We start from the raw sequence: 20,930 nt of genomic DNA on the forward strand, positions 1-20,930 counted from the left end.
GTGCTGGGTCCCGTGATTCTCGCCGCGTCGCGCAGTGACCGGATGCGACGCCTCATCTCGGCGGCACCGGTGACCAAGCAGGTCGTCGACCGCTTCATCCCCGGCGAGACCGTCGACGAGGTCCTGCCGATCGTCCGGGAGCTCACCGGCAACGGCCTGGAACTGACGATGGACGTCGTCGGCGAGGACATCACCACCCCCGAGCAGGCCGCCGCCGCACGCGACGCCTACCTGGAGCTGATCGGCCGGCTGGGGCCGCTGGAGCTCGGTGCCCGCGCCGAGATGTCGGTGAAGCTGTCGATGTTCGGGCAGGCGCTCCCCGGCGGCCACGAGCTGGCGCTCGCCAACGTCCGCCCGGTCGTCGAGGCCGCCGCGGAGATCGGCACCACGGTCACCCTCGACGCGGAGGACCACACCACCCTGGACTCGATGTTCGCCGTCCACGAGGAGCTGCGGAAGGACTTCCCGCAGACCGGCTGCGTCATCCAGGCCTACCTCTTCCGCACCGAGGAGGACGCGCGCCGCCTCGCCGCGAGCGGCAGTCGCGTACGGTTGGTGAAGGGCGCCTACAAGGAGCCCGCCGAGGTCGCCTACCAGCAGAAGCACGAGATCGACAAGGCGTACGTGCGCATCCTGCGGACGCTGATGGAGGGCGAGGGCTACCCGATGATCGGGTCCCACGACCCGCGTCTGGTCTCCATCGCCCAGGAACTGGCCCGGACCGCCGGGCGCAAGCTCGACGAGTACGAGTTCCAGATGCTGTACGGCATCCGCAGCGACGAGCACCTGCGGCTGGCCGCCGAAGGACACCGCATGCGCGTCTACACGGCCTACGGCACCGACTGGTACGGCTACTTCATGCGCCGTCTCGCGGAGAAGCCCGCCAACCTGCGGTTCTTCGCCCGGAGCATGATCACCAAGGGCTGACGCCACACCGCTCAAGACAAGGAGTTACGCCACCCATGGACGCTGTGACCCAGGTCCCCACCCCCGTCAACGAGCCGGTGCACGGCTACGCCCCCGGTTCGCCCGAGCGCGCCCGGCTGGAGGCCAAGCTCAAGGAGCTGGCCGACAACCCGATCGACCTGACCTGCACGATCGGCGGTGAGCAGCGGATGGGCGGCGGAGAGCGCTTCGACGTCGTGCAGCCGCACAACCACAAGGCGCGCCTGGGCACCTACGCCAACGCCACCCGGCAGGACGCGCAGGACGCCATCGACGCGGCCCTCGCCGCCGCGCCCGCCTGGCGCGCGATGTCCTTCGACGACCGCGCGGCGATCATCCTGCGCGCCGCCGAGCTGCTGTCCGGGCCGTGGCGCGAGACCATGGCCGCCTCCACCATGCTGGGCCAGTCCAAGACCGCCCAGCAGGCCGAGATCGACACGCCCTGCGAGCTGATCGACTTCTGGCGGTTCAACGTCTCCTACGCCCGGCAGATCCTCGCCGAGCAGCCCCCGGCCAACTCCCCGGGTGTGTGGAACCGCCTGGACCACCGCCCGCTGGAGGGCTTCGTCTACGCGATCACGCCGTTCAACTTCACGGCCATCGCCGCCAACCTGCCCACCGCCCCGGCCCTGATGGGCAACGTGGTGGTCTGGAAGCCGTCCCCGACGCAGACCCACGCCGCCGTGCTGATGATGCGGCTGCTGGAGGAGGCGGGCCTGCCCAAGGGCGTCATCAACCTCGTCACCGGCGACGGCATCGAGGTCTCCGAGGTCGCCCTCGAGCACCGGGACCTGGCCGGCATCCACTTCACCGGCTCGACCAAGACCTTCCAGTACCTGTGGAAGACGGTCGGCAACAACATCGAGAAGTACCGCACCTACCCGCGCCTGGTCGGCGAGACCGGCGGCAAGGACTTCCTGGTCGCCCACCCGTCGGCCGACCGCGCGGTGCTCAAGACCGCGCTGACCCGCGGTGCCTTCGAGTACCAGGGCCAGAAGTGCAGCGCCACCTCGCGCGCCTACATCCCGGCGTCCCTCTGGAACGACGGCTTCAAGGAGGAGTTCGCCGCCGAGGTCGACCACCTCACCATGGGTGACGTCACCGACCTGTCGAACTTCCTCGGCGCCGTCATCGACGAGCGCTCCTTCGCCAGGAACAAGGCCGCCATCGACCGGGCCAAGGAGGACCCGGCCTGCACGATCGTCGCGGGCGGCACCTACGACGACTCGGTCGGCTACTTCGTCCGTCCGACCGTCATCGAGTGCACCGACCCGGAGAACGAGGTGTTCCGCACCGAGTACTTCGGCCCGATCCTCGCCGTGTACGTCTACGAGGACGAGAAGTACGACGAGATGCTGACCCAGATGGAGTCGGTGTCCGACTACGCCCTGACCGGCTCGGTCATCGCCAACGACCGCGCGGCGGCGGCGTACACGATGGAGAAGCTGCGCTACGCGGCCGGCAACTTCTACATCAACGACAAGTCGACCGGCGCCGTGGTCGGCCAGCAGCCCTTCGGCGGCGGCCGCGCCTCCGGCACCAACGACAAGGCCGGCGCCCCGCAGAACCTGATGCGCTGGACCCTGACCCGCGCCATCAAGGAGACCCTGGTCCCGCCGACCGACTACACGTACCCGCACATGGGCTGACACCCACCCGATCCCGGACGGGCCAGGTCTTCCCCGACCTGGCCCGTTCGTCGTCCCCGCCCCCGGAGAGCCCCCCGAACGGCCCGCCCGCCGGAAGGAGTCGACGGACCGGCCGCGACCGACCGGGGAGGAGGACCGGGAGCGGGCGTGGCCGCGGGTGCGGCGGGTGGTGCCGTCCGGGACCGGGCGCCTCGCGGGTGGGGAACCCCTCGGGTCTCCGTGCGGCGGCGGAAACGGCGTTGCGGGATCGCCGCAGGTCAGGGGCGTGTGACGCACTCCACCGTCTCAGATAGTAGGAAGCCCGAGTAATTGTGGAGACAGAGGCGTGGTCCTCCCTTAGTTTTGTAGGAGCCGAACGCCTCGCTCGATCAAGCGAATGGCGGTCGTGAGTCGGGCCCCGTGCAGGCAATCCCTGCGGCCACCGCTCCTCCCCCCTTCCGGGGTCCTCCCGTGCCCATCGGGCAGCGGGGGAGTTCCGTCGCTCCCCTTTTCTGTTTTCCTGCTTTTCCGCTTCTTCCCGCTTCTTCCCGCACTCCGCTCTGTCGAAGGAGTCGATGTCCCATGTCCGAGACGACCGTCCGTCGCCGCGTCCGCCACACCTCCCGCACGAGCGAGTCCGACCGCAGGAACGCAGCCGCCGCCCTCCAGCGCGCCCTCGACCGCCGCGACAACGGCGGTTCCACCGGACACTGAGCACCCGTGCGGGTGTCCGCATCCCGGACCGGGTGTGTCAGAGCATGGGACGAGGAGTAGGGTGCCCGCATGTCTCGCAGCATCAATCTCGCAGTGATCCCCGGTGACGGCATCGGCCAGGAGGTCGTGGCCGAAGGCCTGAAGGTCCTCTCCGCCGCCCTTCCGCAGGATGTGAAGCTGGAGACCAAGGAGTACGACTTCGGCGCCAGGCGCTACCACGCCACCGGTGAGACCCTCACCGACGCCGACCTCGACGAGCTCAAGCGGCACGACGCCATCCTGCTCGGCGCCATCGGGGACCCCGGCGTCCCCTCCGGCGTCCTCGAGCGCGGCTTCCTGCTCAAGCTCCGGTTCGCCTTCGACCACCACGTCAACCTGCGGCCGAGCAAGCTGCTGCCCGGGGTGGCCACCCCGCTCGCCGGACAGCCGGAGATCGACTTCGTCGTGGTCCGCGAGGGCACCGAGGGCCCGTACACCGGCAACGGCGGCACCATCCGCAAGGGCACGCCGCACGAGGTCGCCACCGAGGTGTCCGTGAACACGGCCTTCGGTGTGGAGCGCGTGGTCCGCGACGCCTTCGCCCGCGCCCAGGCCCGCCCGCGCAAGAAGCTCACGCTGGTCCACAAGAACAACGTGCTGACCTTCGCCGGTCACCTGTGGACGAGCGTCTTCGACAAGGTGGCCGAGGAGTACCCGGAGGTCACCACCGAGTACATCCACGTCGACGCCGCGACCATCTACCTGGTCACCCAGCCCGAGCGCTTCGACGTCATCGTCACCGACAACCTCTTCGGCGACATCATCACCGACCTCGCCGCGGCCGTCTCCGGCGGCATCGGCGTCGCCGCGAGCGGCAACATCAACCCGAGCGGCGAGTTCCCCTCCATGTTCGAGCCCGTGCACGGCTCGGCCCCGGACATCGCCGGCCAGGGCAAGGCCGACCCCAGCGCCACGGTCCTGTCCGTCGCCCTCCTCCTGCGCCACCTCGGCCACGACGCCGAGGCGGTCCGCATCGAGGACGCCGTCTCCGCCGACCTCGCGGAGCGCGGCGACCTGCCCGCCCGCAGCACCTCGCAGATCGGCGACGCACTCGCCGCACGAGTAGCCGGCTGATCCGGCGCGCCTCCTCGAGAACATCGAAGCCGCCGGGTCGCATCCGCAACCCGGCGGCTTTCGCATGTCCCCGCCGGGTGCCACCATCGACCACCGGGCCGCATCCACCCCGTTCCTTCCGCCGCCGCCTCCGGGCGATAATCGAACACGGAGCCGCGGAATGGGGGAATGCTCGGACGTCCTAACACCGGCCACCGGCCGTACGGGCGTGTGCGCGGCCCGTCACTACAACCGGTGAAGGACAACCACTCATGACGACGCCCACGATCGAGCTCAAGCCCTCGGCCCACCCGCTCTCGGACGCAGAGCGCGAGGCGATCCTGGCCAGCCCCGGATTCGGCCGCCACTTCACCGATCACATGGTGACCATCAAGTGGACCGAGGGCCGCGGCTGGCACGACGGCCAGCTCGTCCCGTACGCGCCGATCCCCCTCGACCCCGCCACCACCGTGCTGCACTACGCCCAGGAGATCTTCGAGGGCCTCAAGGCGTACCGCCGTCCCGACGGGTCCGTCGCCACCTTCCGCCCCGAGAAGAACGCCGAGCGCTTCCAGCGCTCCGCCCGCCGCCTCGCGATGCCCGAGCTGCCGGTCGAGACGTTCATCGAGGCGTGCGACGTCCTGGTCGCGCAGGACAAGGCGTGGGTGCCGGCGCACGGCGGCGAGGAATCCCTCTACCTGCGCCCGTTCATGATCGCCACCGAGGTCGGCCTGGGCGTCAAGCCCGCCAACGAGTACCTGTTCCTGGTCATCGCCTCCCCGGCCGGCGCCTACTTCCCCGGGGGGGTCAAGCCGGTCTCCATCTGGGTCTCCGAGGACCGCGTCCGCGCCGTTCCCGGCGGCATGGGCGACGCGAAGACGGGCGGCAACTACGCGGCCTCCCTGCTCGCCCAGGCCGAGGCCGCCGCCCAGGGCTGCGACCAGGTCTGCTACCTCGACGCCGTGGAGCACCAGTGGGTCGAGGAGCTGGGCGGCATGAACCTGTACTTCGTGTACGGCGACAAGATCGTCACGCCCGCCCTCAGCGGGTCCATCCTGGAGGGCGTCACCCGTGACTCCCTGCTGACCGTCGCCCGCGACCTCGGCTACGAGGCCGTCGAGGAGCGCGTCTGCGTCGAGCAGTGGCAGCGCGACGCCGAGAACGGCAGCCTCACCGAGGTCTTCGCCTGCGGCACGGCCGCCGTCATCACCCCGGTCGGCACCGTCAAGCGGTCCGGCGCCCAGTGGCAGCACAGCGGCGGCGAGCCCGGTGAGGTCACCATGCGCCTGCGCCGGGCCCTGCTCGACATCCAGCGCGGCACCGTCGAGGACGAGCACGGCTGGATGCACCCGCTCGGCTAGTCGCTCACCGACCCCGTCGGGCCGCCGCGGACCGTGCGTCCGCGGCGGCCCGACGCGTTCCCCGCCCTCTTTGGGACGGGGACGGAGACCCACGCCCACGTCCGCGACCTCCGGAGGGACGTGACCACCCGGATCCTGCACGAGGGCGCGGGCCGGACCGCGTTCCGGTCCGCCACCCGGCTCAGCCCCGACGGCCGGTACCCGGCCTTCCTGCCGGCGTCGGCCCAACCGGCCCCCGGCGGCACCGACGGGCGCGCCGCCGGCTTCGTCCGCCGGCTGCGCCGAGCACCCGCCGCCCGCATCCTGAGACGGACGGTGAGCACGGGGGCGGATTGTGCCAGACTGCCCCCGTGCTCTCGTTCGCCACGATTATTGGCAGCAGGCGCGCCGGTCCGCAGTGACCGCACGTACGACACCGTACGGGCGGACACCGTCGTCCTCGACCCGCGCGCAGACCTCTCGCACCCGCGAGAGGTTTTTCTGTTTCCCGGCCCCACCCGCGGCCGGAAACCGGGCGCGAGGGACCATGGGGGGACGGTGGAACCGGTCATTCCGGTAGACCGAGATCAACACAGGAGCCTTCAGACCATGACCGCAACCAGCGAGCCCGACGACTCGTTCCACGTCTTCGACACCACCCTGCGCGACGGCGCCCAGCGCGAGGGCATCAACCTCACGGTCGCCGACAAGCTGGCCATCGCACGACACCTGGACGAGTTCGGCGTGGGCTTCATCGAGGGCGGCTGGCCCGGCGCGAACCCGCGGGACACCGAGTTCTTCGCCCGCGCCCAGCAGGAGATCCGGTTCCGGCACGCCCGGCTGGTCGCGTTCGGCTCCACCCGCCGCGCCGGCACCACGGCCGACAAGGACCCGCAGGTCAAGGCGCTCCTCGACTCCGGCGCGCAGGTGATCACGCTGGTCGCGAAGTCCCACGACCGCCATGTCGAGCTCGCCCTGCGCACCACCCTGGACGAGAACCTGGAGATGGTCCGCGACACCGTGGCCTTCCTCAAGGGGCAGGGCCGCCGGGTCTTCGTCGACTGCGAGCACTTCTTCGACGGCTACCGCGCCAACCCCGAGTACGCCAAGGCGGTCGTCCGCACCGCCGCCGAGGCCGGTGCCGACGTCGTCGTCCTCTGCGACACCAACGGCGGCATGCTCCCGGCGCAGATCCAGGCCGTGGTCGCCACCGTGCTCGCCGACACCGGCGCCCGGCTCGGCATCCACGCCCAGGACGACACCGGCTGCGCGGTCGCCAACACCCTCGCCGCCGTCGACGCGGGCGCCACCCACGTCCAGTGCACGGCCAACGGCTACGGCGAGCGCGTCGGCAACGCCAACCTGTTCCCGGTCGTGGCCGCGCTGGAGCTGAAGTACGGCAGGAAGGTCCTGCCCGAGGGGCGGCTGCGCGAGATGACCCGCATCTCGCACGCCATCGCCGAGGTCGTCAACCTCACCCCCTCCACCCACCAGCCCTACGTCGGCGTCTCCGCGTTCGCGCACAAGGCGGGCCTGCACGCCTCCGCGATCAAGGTCGACCCGGACCTGTACCAGCACATCGACCCCGAGCAGGTCGGCAACACCATGCGGATGCTGGTCTCCGACATGGCCGGCCGCGCCTCGATCGAGCTCAAGGGCAAGGAGCTCGGGATCGACCTCGGCGGGGACCGCGAGCTGGTCGGCCGGGTCGTGGAGCGGGTGAAGGAGCGCGAGCTCAAGGGCTACACGTACGAGGCCGCCGACGCCTCCTTCGAACTGCTGCTCCGCGCGGAGGCCGAGGGCGGGCCGCTGACGTACTTCGAGGTCGAGTCCTGGCGCGCGATCGCCGAGGACCGCCCCGACGGCACCCACGCCAACGAGGCCACGGTCAAGCTGTGGGCCAAGGGCGAGCGCATCGTCGCCACCGCGGAGGGCAACGGCCCGGTCAACGCCCTGGACCGCGCCCTGCGCGTCGCCCTGGAGCGGATCTACCCCCAGCTGGCCAAGCTGGAGCTGGTCGACTACAAGGTCCGCATCCTCGAGGGCAAGCACGGCACCCACTCCACCACCCGGGTCCTGATCTCCACGTCCGACGGGACGGGGGAGTGGTCCACGGTGGGCGTCGCGGACAACGTCATCGCCGCGTCCTGGCAGGCGCTGGAGGACGCCTACACCTACGGCCTGCTGCGCGCCGGGGTGGCACCGGCCGCCTAGCACCACGGGAGAAAAGGGCCGGCGGGGGCGTCACCGGAAGTCCCCGCCGGGCCCGATGCCCGTTTCGGGGAGGATTCGGGTAGCTTCGAACATATGAAGGCTGCGCCGAAGCGTACTCTCATACGCCTGTTGATCGCGCCGATGGTCGCCGCACTGGCGGTGCTGACGGCCGGTGCGCCCGGGGCGCAGGCGGCCACGGACCTCTCGACCGTCGCCCAGGCGCTGCGCGAGAGCCCCGTCTACGTCGATCCCGAGGCCACCGACATCCTGTCGGAGTCCGACGCCGAGGCCCTCGCCGACAAGATCGAGGACGCGGACAAACCGATCTTCGTGGCGGTCCTCCCGGCGGACTACCCGACCGAGAACCTCTTCCGGAACCTGCGCACGGAGACCGGTGTCACCGGTCTGTACGGCATCCGCCTCGGCAACGAGTTCGACGCGCGCGCCGACAGCAGCGTGCTGAGCAGCCAGGGCGTGCAGAACCTGGTCACGGCCGCACAGGGCGCGGGTGACGCCAAGGCCCAGCTGAACGACTTCGTCGACGACGCGCTGCGCAACCTCGGCGGATCGGCGCCGAGTTCCTGGAGCGGCGGGTCCGGCGGCGTCCCCGTCGGCGGGCTGATCACCGTCGGCACCCTGCTGGCCGCCGGCGGCGCGGGCGTGTACGCCGTGTCCCGCCGCAACCGGCGCCGCCACCAGGAGGAGCAGCGGGCCGCGCTGGAGAAGCTGCGGGTGGTGGTCGACGAGGACATCACCGCCTTCGGCGAGGAACTCGACCGCCTCGACTTCCACCCCGCCGAGCCCGGCGCGGACGACGCGATGCGCACGGACTACGCGCACGCGCTCGACGCCTACGAGCAGTCCAAGCGGTTGATGGCCGAGGCCCGCAGGCCGGAGGACGTACGGGGGGTCACCCAGGCCGTGGAGGACGGCCGCTTCGCCCTCGCCCGGCTCGCCGCGCGCCGCGAGGGCCGGTCGCTGCCGGAGCGCCGCCCGCCCTGCTTCTTCGACCCGCGTCACGGCCCCTCGGTCGACGACGCCGTCTGGACTCCCCCGGGCGGCGCCGCGCGCGAGGTCCCGGTCTGCGCGGCCGACCGGGCCCGTCTCGCCGACGGCCAGGACCCGATGATCCGCGAGGTCGACACCGACTACGGCCGCCGTCCCTACTGGGACGCCGGTCCCGCCTACGGTCCCTGGGCCGGCGGCTACTTCGGCGGCGGCCTGCTGCCCGGCCTCCTCGTCGGCACCCTGCTCGGCGGGATGATGGCCGGCCCCGGCTACGCGGCCGACTACGGCGCCGACTACGGCGACTTCGGCGGCTACGAGGGCGGCGACCTCTCCGGCGCCGACTTCGACGGCGGGGACTTCGGCGGCGGCTTCGGCGGCTTCGGAGGGGGCGACTTCGGCGGCGGCGGGGACTTCGGCGGCGGGTTCTGAACGACGTGCGCCCCGGCGGGCCGGTCCGCCGGGGCGCACCGCGTACGTACCGCGTACCGCTCCCGGCGGCGTGCCACCACCCCGGCGGCAACCCGCCCGGGTCCGGGCGGAGCGGCGGTGACGGTCGCGCCGGCCGTGCTGCCGCTCCGCCCCGCTCGGGGAAGAGGCCCGGACACGCCGAGCGCCCGCCCTCCCGTACGGGGGAGTCGGGGGGCGGGCGCGCTCGGGGGCGGCGCCGACCGGGGCGCCGGCGGCGTCAGGCGTTGCGGATCGCCGAGATGTCGAAGACCAGCTTGATCTTGTCGGAGACCAGGAAACCGCCCGTCTCCAGGGCCGCGTTCCAGGACAGGCCCCAGTCGGAGCGCAGGATCTCCGCCTTGCCCTCGAAGCCGACGCGCTCGTTGCCGAAGGGGTCCTTCGCGGAGCCGTTGAACTCGAGGTCGATGGTGAGCGGCCGGGTGGTGCCCAGGATGCTCAGGTCACCGGTGATGCGGTAGTCGTCGCCGCCGAGGGCCTCCGCCTTGGTGGAGCGGAACGTCATCGTCGGGAACTCGTCCGTCTTGAAGAAGTCCGCGCTCTTCAGGTGGCCGTCACGGTCGGCGTTGCCCGTGTCGATGCTGTCCATCACCACGTCGATGGTGGCCGTGGACCGGGACGGGTCGGAGCCGTCGAGGTGCAGCGTGCCGGTGAAGTCCTTGAAGCTGCCCTTGACGTTGGTGACCATGGCGTGCCGGGCGACGAAGCCGATCGTGGTGTGCGCGGGGTCGATCGTGTAGTCGCCGGAGAGGGCGGCCAGGTCCGGGCTCACGGCGGCGGCGGTGTCCGTGGCGGGCGCGGGCTGGTTGCTCTTGCGGTTGAAGATGCCCATGGTGTTCCTCCTGGGGGGACGGGGAGATCACGTTGAATTTTCAACTAACTCGACGAGGTCCACCGTAGACCTATTCTCTTCAAAGTTCAACATCTTTGGCGAGGTGCCGTGGTCGGACCGCCCGGAGGAGTGGTACCGGCCCGAGCGCGCCCTCCGTCGCCGCCGTGGGCCCGGACCTGACCGTCCACTTCCTCGGCGACCGGGAGCGGGTCGAGTCCCTCGCTCCGCACGACCGGTTCGTCATGCTCCGGTCGGCTCATCGGTTCCGTGCACACACCTACCCCTGCCGGCTTCCGCCCATGCCCGCTGTCCGGCCGGCCGGTGGCCGCCCGGCTCCCGCCCCCGGGTGGACGGCCTCCTCGCGGCCGAGGCGGAGACCCGGCTGCGCCGACGGCGGGACCGGTCGCCGGGGCGGCGAACGCGTGCCGACCCCGGAAGGACGCGGCGGCGGCCCCTTCGGACGGGCCGGGCGGACTAGCCCGGTGCCCGCCGGGCCCGCGCGCCCTGGGTCGCGCTCCGGGTGTGGACGTACAGCTCGCGCCGGTCCCCGACGTCGAGGCGCTGGGGGAGCGGCAGCTCGTAGCGCACCGGCCGGGCGTGGTCGGCGAGTTGACGGCGCGGGTTGTAGACCTGGTTGAACTTCCACAGCATGCGGGCGAAGTTGGTCTGCCCGTGCAGCAGGTTGCGGGTGAGCACCCGCGCCGCGCCGAACGCCGTGCGCAGTCCCAGGTGCTTGCGGTTGATGACGGCCTGGGTGCGCACCAGCTCCTCGTAGAAGCGCTCCAGCGGCAGCGTGGTGGGCACCACCGCGTGCTGGATGTCGAAGAGGCGGTAGTCCCGGGTGGTGAGCCGGCGGGCCTCGGTGTGCCAGATCTCGGTGCCCGGATACGGCGTCATCACGGTGAAGTGCACGATCTCCGGCACGGCCAGCGCGAACTCCCGCACCACGCGGAAGCGCTCCTCGTCCCAGGACGGGTCCACGATCAGGTTGATGGCGGCCTTGATGCCGAGCCGGCGCGCCGTCTCCAGGGCCTTGAGGTTCTCGTCCGGGCTGACCCGCTTGCGGTACAGGTCCAGGCCTTCGGCGTCGATGGCCTCCATGCCGAGGAACATGTAGCGCAGTCCCAGCCGCGCCCACCGCTCGAAGACCTCCGGGTGGCGCAGCAGGACGTCGGCACGCGTCTCCAGGTAGTACCGCTTGCGGATGCCGCGCCGCTCCACCTCCGCCGCGATGGCGTCCCCGTGCTCCGGCCGGATGAAGGCCACGTCGTCCACGATGAACACGTTCGGCTCGCGGACGTTCGCCAGGTCCTGGGCCGCGGCCTCGGGTGAGGCCTTGCGGTAGCTGCGGCCGTAGAACGTCCACGCCGAGCAGAACGAGCAGTCCCAGGGGCAGCCCCGGGTGAACTCGGCGGAGGCGCACGGGTCGAGCTCGCCGATGAAGTAGCGGCGCCGGTTCCGCATCAGGTCGCGGGCCGGGAGCGGGGTGTCGATGCCGTGCAGCATCAGCGGCGCGGGTCCGCGTCCGGCGGTCGTGACGACGCCCGGCACCCCTTCCACCCCGCCGTCGCGCACCGCCTCCAGCAGGGGCGCGACGGCCGGTTCCCCCTCGCCGCGCACCACGGCGTCCACCGCGCCCTCCGCCTGTTCGAGCACCTCCTCGGCGACGAAGGAGACACTGTGCCCGCCGAGGAAGACGAAGCAGCCCGGCACCTCCTGCTTCACCCGCGCCGCCAGCGCGATCGCCTCGGGGATGTTCGCCAGGTAGTTCAGCGAGATGCCGAGCGCCTCCGGGCGGAAGGAGCGCACCTCGTCGCGCAGCCGCCCGAGGCCGAGCACCTGGAGGTCGACGACCCGCACCTCGTGACCCGCCTCGCGGGCGGCACCCGCGACCCGCTCCAGGCCCAGCGGTTCGAGCCGGAGGAAGATCTCGGAGTACATCAGGGCACTGGGGTGGACGAGCAGCAGACGCATGGTGACCTCGCCACGGGGAACCGGAGGGAACCGGAGACGACAGGGTGTTCCCTTCGTATCCCGGAGAACCCGTGCCGCGTGCTTCCGATACACCCGCTTGGCGGCACCGCACGGCACGCAGGGGTGGTTCCGCCGTACGGCACGCGGGGCGCGGGAAGCGGGGACGACACGTGCCGGACCGGGCGGGGAGCCGGGCCCGGCGGACGGCTCCAGCGCTGGCGCGGCGCACCGGAGTGGGGGTGTCCTGGATGCCGAGGACCCGCAGCGACCACGAGACCAGAGCGGACCGACAGCGCAGGGAGACCGACTCGTGACCCACCCCGGTTCCGGCTCCACCTACGACCCCCCGGTGGACCCCGCACACGGTGCCCGCCCCACCGCCCCCACCCCGGCGGGGGCGCGCGGACACGGGTCACCGCCTCCCACGGACCCCACGGACCGGCCGGTCGCCCTCATCACCGGCGCCTCCTCGGGCATCGGCGCGGCCACGGCGCGGCGCTTCGCCGCCGAGGGCTGGCACCTGCTGCTCAGCGGGCGGGACCGGAGCCGGCTGGAGGAGACGGCGGCCGGTGCCTCGGCGGCCCTCCTGCCCGCCGACCTCGCCGCCCCGGAGGGGGCGCGGCTGCTGGCCCAGGCCGCGCTGCGCCGGACCGGCCGGATCGACGTGCTGGTCGCCGGGGCGGGCATCGGCTGGGCGGGGCCGTTCGGGACCATGCCGCACACCGACATCGACCGGGTGCTGTTCCTGGACCTCAACGCGACGCTGCACCTCGTACGGGAGGTCCTGCCCGCCATGGTGGCGGCCGGCAGGGGACGGGTGGTCCTCGTCGGCTCGGTGGCCGGCTGCGTGGGGGTCCGGGAGGAAGCGGTGTACTCCGCGGCCAAGGCCGGGCTCGCCGCGTTCGCCGAGGCGCTCCGGCAGGAACTGCGCGGTACGGGCGTGGGGGTGACGCTCGTCGTGCCCGGCCCCGTGGAGACGCGCTTCTTCGCCCGCCGCGGCCGGCCGTACGACCGTGCCCGACCCCGTCCCTCCTCGCCCAGCAGCGTCGCGGGCGCGGTCTGGGAGGCGGTCTCCCAGGGCCGCGACGACGCCTATGTCCCTCCCTGGCTCACCCTCCCGGCCCGGGTGCGCGGTCTCGCCCCCGGCCTCTACCGGCGGTTGTTGAACCGCTTCGGGTGAGGCCGCAGCAGTGGCGGCACCCATCGGACCGTCACCGTCCCTCCCTCCGGCCCCGGCTCCGGTCCCGCCGCGGCCGTACCGCTACGCTCTGCGTGGCGAAGCGACCCGAACGGGCGAACCGCTGAAGATCATCTGGAAGTACCCCGTACGAGGGGCGCGGTGGACCGGTGATTCCGCGGGGATCCCAGCCGTCGGCCGCCGCCCGGGGGCCGGGCATCACCCGCGGGGAGGTATGCGCCACCCCCGGATGTGAGGTGACTCTCAGCCGACGGCTTTGTGCGACCCCTACAAGCCGTACGCCCTCTGAGCAGTTGGAACGCCTGCATGCGGCCGTGGTTCTGTTCAGGGGTACCAGGAAAACGCCTTGGAGACTGTGAGGAGTCAACGGCTCGCATTCCCCGGTGGGCTTCGTAAGGTCACTACATGACCGTTTTGGATGAGGCGCCGGGTGAGCCGACCGACCTGCCGGGCGAACCGACCGACGCGCGCGGACGCGTGGCCGAACTGCACGGGATCCGCGAGCAGGCGGTGGCCGGGCCGAGCGAGAAGGCGACGGCGGCGCAGCACGCCAAGGGCAAGCTGACCGCACGGGAACGCATCGAGCTGCTGCTGGACCCCGGCTCCTTCCGCGAGGTCGAGCAGCTGCGCCGGCACCGGGCCACCGGCTTCGGTCTGGAGGCCAGGAAGCCGTACACGGACGGTGTGGTCACCGGCTGGGGCACGGTGGAGGGCCGCACGGTCTTCGTCTACGCCCATGACTTCCGCATCTTCGGCGGTGCGCTGGGCGAGGCCCACGCCACGAAGATCCACAAGATCATGGACATGGCCATCGCGGCCGGCGCCCCGCTGGTGTCGCTGAACGACGGCGCCGGCGCGCGGATCCAGGAGGGCGTCTCGGCGCTGGCCGGCTACGGCGGCATCTTCCAGCGCAACACCAAGGCCTCGGGCGTGATCCCGCAGATCAGCGTGATGCTGGGTCCGTGCGCCGGCGGCGCCGCCTACAGCCCCGCCCTGACGGACTTCGTGTTCATGGTCCGCGACACCTCGCAGATGTTCATCACCGGCCCCGACGTGGTCAAGGCGGTCACCGGCGAGGAGATCACCCAGAACGGCCTGGGCGGCGCGGACGTGCACGCGGAGACCTCCGGCGTCTGCCACTTCGCCTACGACGACGAGGAGACGTGCCTGGCGGAGGTGCGCTACCTGCTGTCGCTGCTGCCGCAGAACAACCGGGAGAACCCGCCCCGGGCGGAGGCCGCCGACGCCCCCGACCGGCGCGGCGACGCGCTGCTGGACCTGGTCCCGGTGGACGGCAACCGCCCGTACGACATGGCCAAGGTCATCGAGGAGATCGTCGACGACGGCGAGTACCTGGAGGTCCACGAGCGCTGGGCGCGCAACATCATCTGCGCGCTGGCCCGGATGGACGGCCGGGTCGTCGGCATCGTCGCCAACCAGCCCCAGGTGCTGGCCGGCGTGCTGGACATCGAGGCGTCCGAGAAGGCCGCCCGCTTCGTGCAGATGTGCGACGCCTTCAACATCCCGATCCTCACCTTCCTGGACGTGCCCGGCTTCCTGCCGGGGGTCGACCAGGAGCACGGCGGCATCATCCGGCACGGCGCGAAGCTGCTCTACGCGTACTGCAACGCGACCGTGCCGCGGATCTCGCTGATCCTGCGCAAGGCGTACGGCGGTGCCTACATCGTCATGGACAGCCAGTCCATCGGCGCCGACCTGACCTACGCCTGGCCGACGAACGAGATCGCCGTGATGGGCGCGGAGGGCGCGGCCAACGTCATCTTCCGCCGCCAGATCGCCGAGGCCGAGGACCCCGAGGCCATGCGGCAGAAGATGGTCAAGGAGTACAAGGCCGAGCTGATGCACCCCTACTACGCGGCCGAGCGCGGCCTGGTCGACGACGTGATCGACCCCGCCGAGACCCGTGAGGTGCTCGTCGGGGCCCTGGCGATGCTCCAGACCAAGCACGCCGACCTGCCCTCCCGCAAGCACGGCAACCCGCCCCAGTAACCCGACGGACCCCACGCGGCAACCCCGCGGTCCCCTCTCCCAGGGAGACTGACACCCATGAGCACACCTGACATCCGCGTCGAGAAGGGCCACGCCGAGCCCGAGGAGGTCGCCGCCATCACGGCCCTCCTGCTGGCCCGCGCCGCCGCCCGCCCCGCCGAGATCGCCCCGGCCCACGGCGGCCGCGTCCGCGCCGGCTGGCGGCGCCTGGAACGCGAGCCGGGCTTCCGCGCCCCGCACAGCTGGCACTGACCTCACCGACGCGAAGAGGCCCCTCCGCACGGAGGGGCCTCTTCGCGTGAACGCCCGCCGGAGCCGTGCCCCTTGGGGACCCGGGGGCCCGGGGAACGGCGCGACCGGCCACGGACGGCCCCGCGCCCGGCAGACAAAGACCCCCTGTGGCCCGGAGGCCGCAGGGGGCGTCGCGCACACCGGTCCGCGCTACCGCAGACGCGCCATCAACGCGTGCTCCACGAGCGTGATCAGCGTCGACTTGGCGTCCGCGCGGTGGCGGGCGTCGGTGGTGATGATGGGGGTGTCGGGGCCGATCTGCAGTGCCTCGCGCACCTCGTCCGGCTGGTACGGCTGCTGTCCGTCGAAGCCGTTCAGCGCGATGACGAAGGGCAGTCCGCTGTTCTCGAAGTAGTCGACGGCCGGGAAGCAGTCGGCGAGCCGGCGGGTGTCGACGAGGACGACCGCGCCGATGGCGCCGCGCACCAGGTCGTCCCACATGAACCAGAAGCGGTCCTGGCCGGGGGTGCCGAACAGGTACAGGATCAGGTCCTGGTCGAGCGTGATGCGGCCGAAGTCCATGGCGACCGTGGTGGTCGTCTTGTCCCCGGTGTGGGTGAGGTCGTCGATGCCCGCCGAAGCAGACGTCATGACGGCCTCCGTGCGCAGCGGGTTGATCTCCGAGACGGCGCCGACGAACGTGGTCTTGCCCACGCCGAAGCCGCCCGCCACCACGATCTTCGCGGAGGTGGTGGAGCGGGAAGGACCGCCGCTAGAGCTTGCGAAGTCCACTGAGCACCCTTTCGAGCAGTGTCACGTCTGGCTGGCCGCCGGCGTTCTCGTCGCCGCCGGGCTGATGGATGGCGACCAGTCCCGCCTCCGCCAAGTCGGCGACGAGGATCCTGGCCACGCCGAGAGGAATGGTCAGCAGGGCCGAGATCTCGGCCACCGACTTGATCTCCCGGCAGAGGTTGCAGATCCGCTGATGCTCGGGCAGCTGCCCCTGCATCTGATGCGGCTGCGCAGTGGTGTGCACCAGTGCCTCGATGGCGAGCTGGTACCGCGGCCTGGTGCGGCCGCCCGTCATCGCGTACGGACGCACCAGTGGGTTGCTCGACGACCCGGCGGGCGTCGGCTCGGGGGTGCGGCGCTGCGGCTGCACGGGCTGGACACGCGGCTGGTCGTACGGCGAAGGGCCGGGGCCCTGCGGCGCGTACGGCTGCTGGTGGCCGGGGGAGGGGTAGCCGTATCCGCTCTGGGCGTCGTTCTGGCCCTGGGCAGGGCCGTACGACCAGTTGCCCGAAGACGAACCGCCTGGGGGTGTTGCCACTTTCTCCTCCTCCGACTGTGCCGGGCACCCATGACTGTGGAGCCGCGTCCCGAAACCTTACGGCTCCGGGACGCTCAAGCGCACCGTCCCTTTGTTAGTTGAGAAGGCTTCCCTGGAGCTCCGCCCGGAGATCCGGTGTCAGGACCGTACCGGCCCGGTCGACCAGGAGGGCCATCTCGTACCCGATGAGGCCGATGTCCGCCTCGGGATGTGCGAGGACCGCGAGTGACGAACCGTCGGAAATGGACATGATGAAGAGGAATCCCCGCTCCATCTCCACAACCGTCTGGTTCACGCTGCCGCCCTCGAAGATCCGGGAGGCGCCTGCCGTCAGAGACGTCAGACCGGAGGCGACGGCCGCGAGCTGGTCGGCGCGGTCGCGGGGGAAGCCTTCGGACATCGCCAGAAGGAGTCCGTCGGCGGAGACCACCACCGTGTGGGACACCCCCGGGGTGTTGTCCACGAAGTTGGTGATCAACCAGTTCAGGTTCTGTGCCGCCTGGCTCATCGGGCTCACACTAACGCTCCTGGTTGTAGGTGCTGTCAGGACCGAAGCCCTGGCCGTTCGTTTCACTGCCTGCGGTGCGGCCCCGTTGGACGCCGCGCCGCAGGTTGCTCAGTCTGCCCCGGACGTCCTCCGGGGCGCGGGAGACCTGTGGGCCTCCCTGGGGAGTGGTTTCGGCGGAACCTTGGACCAGGTTGGCCTTGGGCACCCGCCGCGGCAGGCCGGAGGAGGTCACTCCGCCCGCCTTGGGCTTCCGGAGCTGCGAGGCCTGCTGCCAGCGCTCGTCGTTCGCCGAGCGCCAGCCGCTGCCGCCGTTGCTCTCCGGGGTGGAGGCCGGCGGCTCCTGGTTCACGCGCCGTGCGCCGCCCGCGCCGTTCGCGGTGGATCCGCGGCGGGGAAGTCCGGCGTCGGTCAGGTCGTGACCTTCGGAGGGGGCCGGTCCCGGACGGTCGAAGCCTACGCCGTCCCGCTCACCTGCGTCAGCGGCCTGCGCGGATTCCGGTTCCTGGGCACCCGCAGGGTACTGGGCGGGGTAGCCGTTGGGGTAGCCGTCCTGCTGCGGCCAGTCGTCCTCACGGCGCCGCTCGGCGAAGGCCGGGAAGGACTCGGTGGCGGAGGCGTCCGCCGAGCGGTTCTCCTGGGCCGGCTCGGCGTAGGAGGGGTCCTGGTAGCCGCCGGGCGCCGGGAAGCCGTCGTTCTGCGGCAGGTGGCCGCCGGGCGCGTAGTAGTCCTCGCCGTACGCCGCCTGCTGTCCGTTGCCGTACGCCTGCTGGTCGTACCCGGCGGTCCGCTGCTCCTGGTAGCCGTCGTAACCCTGGCCGTTGTCGTAGCCCTGCGGGGCGGCGAACTCGTCGGGGTACGCGGGCGCCTCGGGGGCGTTCTGGCCGTTCGGGGCGCCCGACTCGGGCTGCTGGGGGTGCGCCTGGGCCTCCAGGGCCGCCCGGCGCTCCTCGCGCATCAGGGAACGGCCGACCGGGTCCAGGCCGCGTATGTCGTCCGGGGCCTCGGTGTAGCGGCTGTCGTCGAAGCCGAGCTCCGCCGCGGTGCGCAGGGGCTGGTTGAAGTCCTCGCCCTGGAAGTTCTGTTCCGGGATGATCTGCGAGACGGTGAACTCGTCGGGGCCCATCTGCTGCTCGCCGCCACCGCCGTGGGTGATCGCGTCCGGCAGCATGACCAGCGAGGTCGTACCGGCCTGCTCGCCCGAGGGGCGCAGCTGGACGCGGATGCCGTGCCGGTCGGACAGCCGGCCGACCACGAACAGGCCCATGCGCTGCGAGATCGCGGCGTCCACGGTCGGCGGGTTGGCCAGCTTGTGGTTGATGTCCGCGAAGTCCTCGGCGGTCAGGCCGATGCCCTTGTCGTGGATCTCGATCATCACGCGGCCGTCGGGGAGACGGGTCGCGGTGACGCGGACCTTGGTCTGCGGGGAGGAGAACGTCGTGGCGTTCTCCAGGAGCTCGGCGAGCAGGTGCACGAGGTCGGTCACGGCCCGGCCGTGGATCTCGGCGTCGGGGACGCCGGACAGTTCGATGCGCTCGTACTGCTCCACCTCGGAGGAGGCGGCGCGCAACACGTCGACCAGCGGCACCGGCTGGTCCCAGCGGCGGCCCGGCTCCTCGCCGGCGAGGACGAGGAGGTTCTCGCCGTTGCGGCGCATACGGGTGGCCAGGTGGTCCAGCTTGAAGAGGTTCTCCAGCTGGTCCGGGTCGGCCTCGTTGTTCTCCAGGTCGGTGATCAGGGTCAGCTGGCCCTCGATCAGCGACTGGTTGCGGCGCGAGAGGTTGGTGAAGATCGCGTTGATGTTGCCCCGCAGCAGCGCCTGCTCGGCGGCGAGCCGGACGGCCTCGCGGTGGACCTGGTCGAAGGCGCGGGCGACCTCGCCGATCTCGTCCGTGGAGGTGATCGGGATCGGCGCGACCCGGGTGTCGACCCGGCCGGGGTCGGTGCGGGAGAGCTGGTCGACCAGCATCGGCAGCCGCTGCTCGGCGATGCCGAAGGCGGCGTTGCGCAGCTGGCGCATGGAGCGGCTCATCTGACGGGCCACCATGCCGGCCACGATGAACGCGGCGAGCAGGGCGACCACGACGGCGGCACCGGTGATGTAGGCGTCGCGCTGGGCGTCGTCGGCGATCTGGGAGGCCTCGTTCACCGCGGTGTCGGCGAGGTCCGTCTCGATCCGGCCGTAGCCGTCGAACTTGAGGGTGTTCACCGCCCACCAGTTCTCGGGGGTGATGCCCTGTCCGGCGAGGCCGGCGCGGGCGGCCTCGCCGGTGGTGTCGAGCCGGGCCAGTTCGGAGACCATCGTGACCGGGTTCGCGGGCGGTGCGACGTAGTCCGGGTCCTTGTCCTTGGCCTCCTGGGCCATGGCCTTGCCGTCGGCCTGGATCTCCTGCGTGATCTCGTCCAGCTTGGCGGCGTCGGCCTCGGTGCCACCGCCGAGGTACTCCCGGACGGCGATGCCCTCGAGGTAGGCGTAGGACGAGAGCGCGACGCGCTGGCTGGCGAGCTGGCTGTCGGTGGGGCCGGGCTTCACCAGCATGTGCATACCGATGGACCGCTGCAGCGACACGGCCGCCTTGGTCAGCGAGATCGCGTAGACCGTACGGCCGTAGCTGGTGATGTTGCCGGTGCCCAGGCCGAGTTCGTTGGCGAACTGCATCAGAGGGTTGGCCACCTCGACGTAGCCCTCTTCGGTCTCCACGCCCTTGAGCTTGGAGGTGTACGCGCCCGCGCGCAGCGTCGTGAGCTTCGGCTCGACCTCGCGGAACAGGTTCAGCCGGCGCTTCAGACCCGCTGTGCCCGGCATGTCCTGCGCCGCCTCGTTGAAGGCGTCGGCGGCCTTGTCGGTGGCCTCGCGGGCCTCGGTGACGGTGGAGTCCTGCTGGCCCTTGCCCTGCAGCAGCGGGGTCGCCGTGACGTCCCGCTCGTTGTAGAGGGCGTTGGCGTAGGTGAGGGAGGCCTGCACCAGGCGCGCGGTCTTCTCCGCGTCCTCGGCCTCCTGCCAGGTGTCGATCGAGCCCTTCACCTGGAAGCCGCCCATGACCAGGCCGACCAGCACGGGAAGGAGCAGGATCGCGTTCAGCCTGGTCGCCACCCGCCAGTTGCGCGGGGTGAGGCGCCCGCTGCTGGGAGCGGGCGCGCCCGCCGACTCGGTGTCGGACACGGGGGCGGGTGCCGCTGCGCGCGGCGGCGGGGTGAAGTTGCCCCGGGCCGACGGCTCGGGACTGTTCTTGCTTCGCCTCACTCGACCAACAACCTCTCGGCGGTCGGCACCAACGTTGTGCCGCAGTGTCTCAGAGCCCGACATGCCATCGACTACTGAGTACGTCTTTGACTATTGGGCAGTTCAGGCATTCCAGCATGCCGAGCTGCGCTCTTCCAAACAGTGGAGAGCGGGCATTCCGAGTGATGCAAGCCCCAGATAAAACGGTCATAAAGAGCGAG

16 protein-coding genes are annotated in these 20,930 nt (G+C 71.5%); 10 read left to right on the plus strand and 6 right to left on the minus strand.

All coding sequences use genetic code 11. The features are described from left to right. From CP969_RS26665 to CP969_RS26695, 7 genes are all read left to right on the plus strand, one after another. Entirely contained in the window at positions 1 to 927 is a 927-nt protein-coding gene (locus CP969_RS26665) for a proline dehydrogenase family protein (protein WP_004983095.1), read from the plus strand. Between the two features lie 35 nt (positions 928 to 962). Next, positions 963 to 2,594: an L-glutamate gamma-semialdehyde dehydrogenase gene (pruA, locus tag CP969_RS26670; protein WP_016824532.1), complete on the plus strand. Its 1,632-nt coding sequence runs from the start codon at positions 963 to 965 to the stop codon at positions 2,592 to 2,594. 561 nt (positions 2,595 to 3,155) lie between these two features. After that, positions 3,156 to 3,287 carry a hypothetical protein gene (locus CP969_RS34295; RefSeq protein WP_016824531.1) on the plus strand — a complete coding sequence of 44 codons (132 nt, stop codon included), beginning with the start codon at positions 3,156 to 3,158 and terminating at the stop codon, positions 3,285 to 3,287. A 69-nt stretch (positions 3,288 to 3,356) separates the two neighbouring features. Then, positions 3,357 to 4,400 carry a 3-isopropylmalate dehydrogenase gene (locus tag CP969_RS26680; RefSeq protein WP_004983090.1) on the plus strand — a complete coding sequence of 348 codons (1,044 nt, stop codon included), beginning with the start codon at positions 3,357 to 3,359 and terminating at the stop codon, positions 4,398 to 4,400. A 251-nt stretch (positions 4,401 to 4,651) separates the two neighbouring features. After that, positions 4,652 to 5,740, plus strand: coding sequence for a branched-chain amino acid aminotransferase (locus tag CP969_RS26685; RefSeq protein WP_004983088.1), 1,089 nt, complete (start codon positions 4,652 to 4,654; stop codon positions 5,738 to 5,740). A 588-nt stretch (positions 5,741 to 6,328) separates the two neighbouring features. Then, entirely contained in the window at positions 6,329 to 7,933 is a 1,605-nt protein-coding gene (gene cimA, locus CP969_RS26690; protein ID WP_004983083.1) for a citramalate synthase, read from the plus strand. A 93-nt stretch (positions 7,934 to 8,026) separates the two neighbouring features. Next, positions 8,027 to 9,370 carry a hypothetical protein gene (locus tag CP969_RS26695; RefSeq protein WP_026084858.1) on the plus strand — a complete coding sequence of 448 codons (1,344 nt, stop codon included), beginning with the start codon at positions 8,027 to 8,029 and terminating at the stop codon, positions 9,368 to 9,370. A gap of 256 nt (positions 9,371 to 9,626) precedes the next feature. Here the strand turns inward: CP969_RS26695 and CP969_RS26700 are convergent, their stop codons facing one another. Beyond that, entirely contained in the window at positions 9,627 to 10,238 is a 612-nt protein-coding gene (locus tag CP969_RS26700; protein ID WP_004983080.1) for a YceI family protein, read from the minus strand. A 474-nt stretch (positions 10,239 to 10,712) separates the two neighbouring features. Continuing rightward, positions 10,713 to 12,212 carry a hopanoid C-3 methylase HpnR gene (gene hpnR, locus CP969_RS26705; protein WP_016824529.1) on the minus strand — a complete coding sequence of 500 codons (1,500 nt, stop codon included), beginning with the start codon at positions 12,210 to 12,212 and terminating at the stop codon, positions 10,713 to 10,715. A gap of 310 nt (positions 12,213 to 12,522) precedes the next feature. On the opposite strand from hpnR, the gene CP969_RS26710 reads away from it, so the two are divergent. From CP969_RS26710 to CP969_RS26720, 3 genes are all read left to right on the plus strand, one after another. Then, entirely contained in the window at positions 12,523 to 13,392 is an 870-nt protein-coding gene (locus CP969_RS26710) for an SDR family NAD(P)-dependent oxidoreductase (protein WP_016824528.1), read from the plus strand. Between the two features lie 423 nt (positions 13,393 to 13,815). Next, positions 13,816 to 15,420: an acyl-CoA carboxylase subunit beta gene (locus tag CP969_RS26715; protein WP_026084857.1), complete on the plus strand. Its 1,605-nt coding sequence runs from the start codon at positions 13,816 to 13,818 to the stop codon at positions 15,418 to 15,420. A gap of 57 nt (positions 15,421 to 15,477) precedes the next feature. Next, entirely contained in the window at positions 15,478 to 15,672 is a 195-nt protein-coding gene (locus CP969_RS26720) for an acyl-CoA carboxylase epsilon subunit (RefSeq protein WP_016824526.1), read from the plus strand. 189 nt (positions 15,673 to 15,861) lie between these two features. On the opposite strand, the gene CP969_RS26725 is transcribed toward CP969_RS26720, so the two are convergent. The 4 genes from CP969_RS26725 to CP969_RS26740 all read right to left on the minus strand — a co-directional run bounded on the left by CP969_RS26725 (position 15,862) and on the right by CP969_RS26740 (position 20,730). Then, positions 15,862 to 16,443: a GTP-binding protein gene (locus tag CP969_RS26725; protein ID WP_026084856.1), complete on the minus strand. Its 582-nt coding sequence runs from the start codon at positions 16,441 to 16,443 to the stop codon at positions 15,862 to 15,864. Continuing rightward, complete coding sequence (locus CP969_RS26730; RefSeq protein WP_004983069.1) at positions 16,424 to 16,981, minus strand: DUF742 domain-containing protein; 558 nt, start codon at positions 16,979 to 16,981, stop codon at positions 16,424 to 16,426. Before CP969_RS26730 ends, CP969_RS26725 begins: the two co-directional genes overlap by 20 nt. A 94-nt stretch (positions 16,982 to 17,075) precedes the next feature. Then, positions 17,076 to 17,489: a roadblock/LC7 domain-containing protein gene (locus tag CP969_RS26735; protein ID WP_004983065.1), complete on the minus strand. Its 414-nt coding sequence runs from the start codon at positions 17,487 to 17,489 to the stop codon at positions 17,076 to 17,078. 10 nt (positions 17,490 to 17,499) lie between these two features. Beyond that, positions 17,500 to 20,730: a sensor histidine kinase gene (locus CP969_RS26740; protein ID WP_016824524.1), complete on the minus strand. Its 3,231-nt coding sequence runs from the start codon at positions 20,728 to 20,730 to the stop codon at positions 17,500 to 17,502. Between the last annotated feature and the right edge of the window lie 200 nt (positions 20,731 to 20,930).

Origin of the sequence: Streptomyces viridosporus T7A (assembly GCF_008704515.1) — a bacterium.
GTDB lineage: Bacteria > Actinomycetota > Actinomycetes > Streptomycetales > Streptomycetaceae > Streptomyces > Streptomyces viridosporus.

Coding starts and splice junctions, on each gene's coding strand:
- CP969_RS34295 (WP_016824531.1), top strand. CDS start 3,156: ATGTCCGAGACGACCGTCCGTCGCCGCGTCCGCCACACCTCCCGCACG.
- CP969_RS26680 (WP_004983090.1), top strand. CDS start 3,357: ATGTCTCGCAGCATCAATCTCGCAGTGATCCCCGGTGACGGCATCGGC.
- hpnR (WP_016824529.1), bottom strand. CDS start 12,212: ATGCGTCTGCTGCTCGTCCACCCCAGTGCCCTGATGTACTCCGAGATC.
- CP969_RS26695 (WP_026084858.1), top strand. CDS start 8,027: ATGAAGGCTGCGCCGAAGCGTACTCTCATACGCCTGTTGATCGCGCCG.
- pruA (WP_016824532.1), top strand. CDS start 963: ATGGACGCTGTGACCCAGGTCCCCACCCCCGTCAACGAGCCGGTGCAC.
- CP969_RS26720 (WP_016824526.1), top strand. CDS start 15,478: ATGAGCACACCTGACATCCGCGTCGAGAAGGGCCACGCCGAGCCCGAG.
- CP969_RS26715 (WP_026084857.1), top strand. CDS start 13,816: ATGACCGTTTTGGATGAGGCGCCGGGTGAGCCGACCGACCTGCCGGGC.
- CP969_RS26735 (WP_004983065.1), bottom strand. CDS start 17,489: ATGAGCCAGGCGGCACAGAACCTGAACTGGTTGATCACCAACTTCGTG.
- CP969_RS26685 (WP_004983088.1), top strand. CDS start 4,652: ATGACGACGCCCACGATCGAGCTCAAGCCCTCGGCCCACCCGCTCTCG.
- CP969_RS26700 (WP_004983080.1), bottom strand. CDS start 10,238: ATGGGCATCTTCAACCGCAAGAGCAACCAGCCCGCGCCCGCCACGGAC.
- cimA (WP_004983083.1), top strand. CDS start 6,329: ATGACCGCAACCAGCGAGCCCGACGACTCGTTCCACGTCTTCGACACC.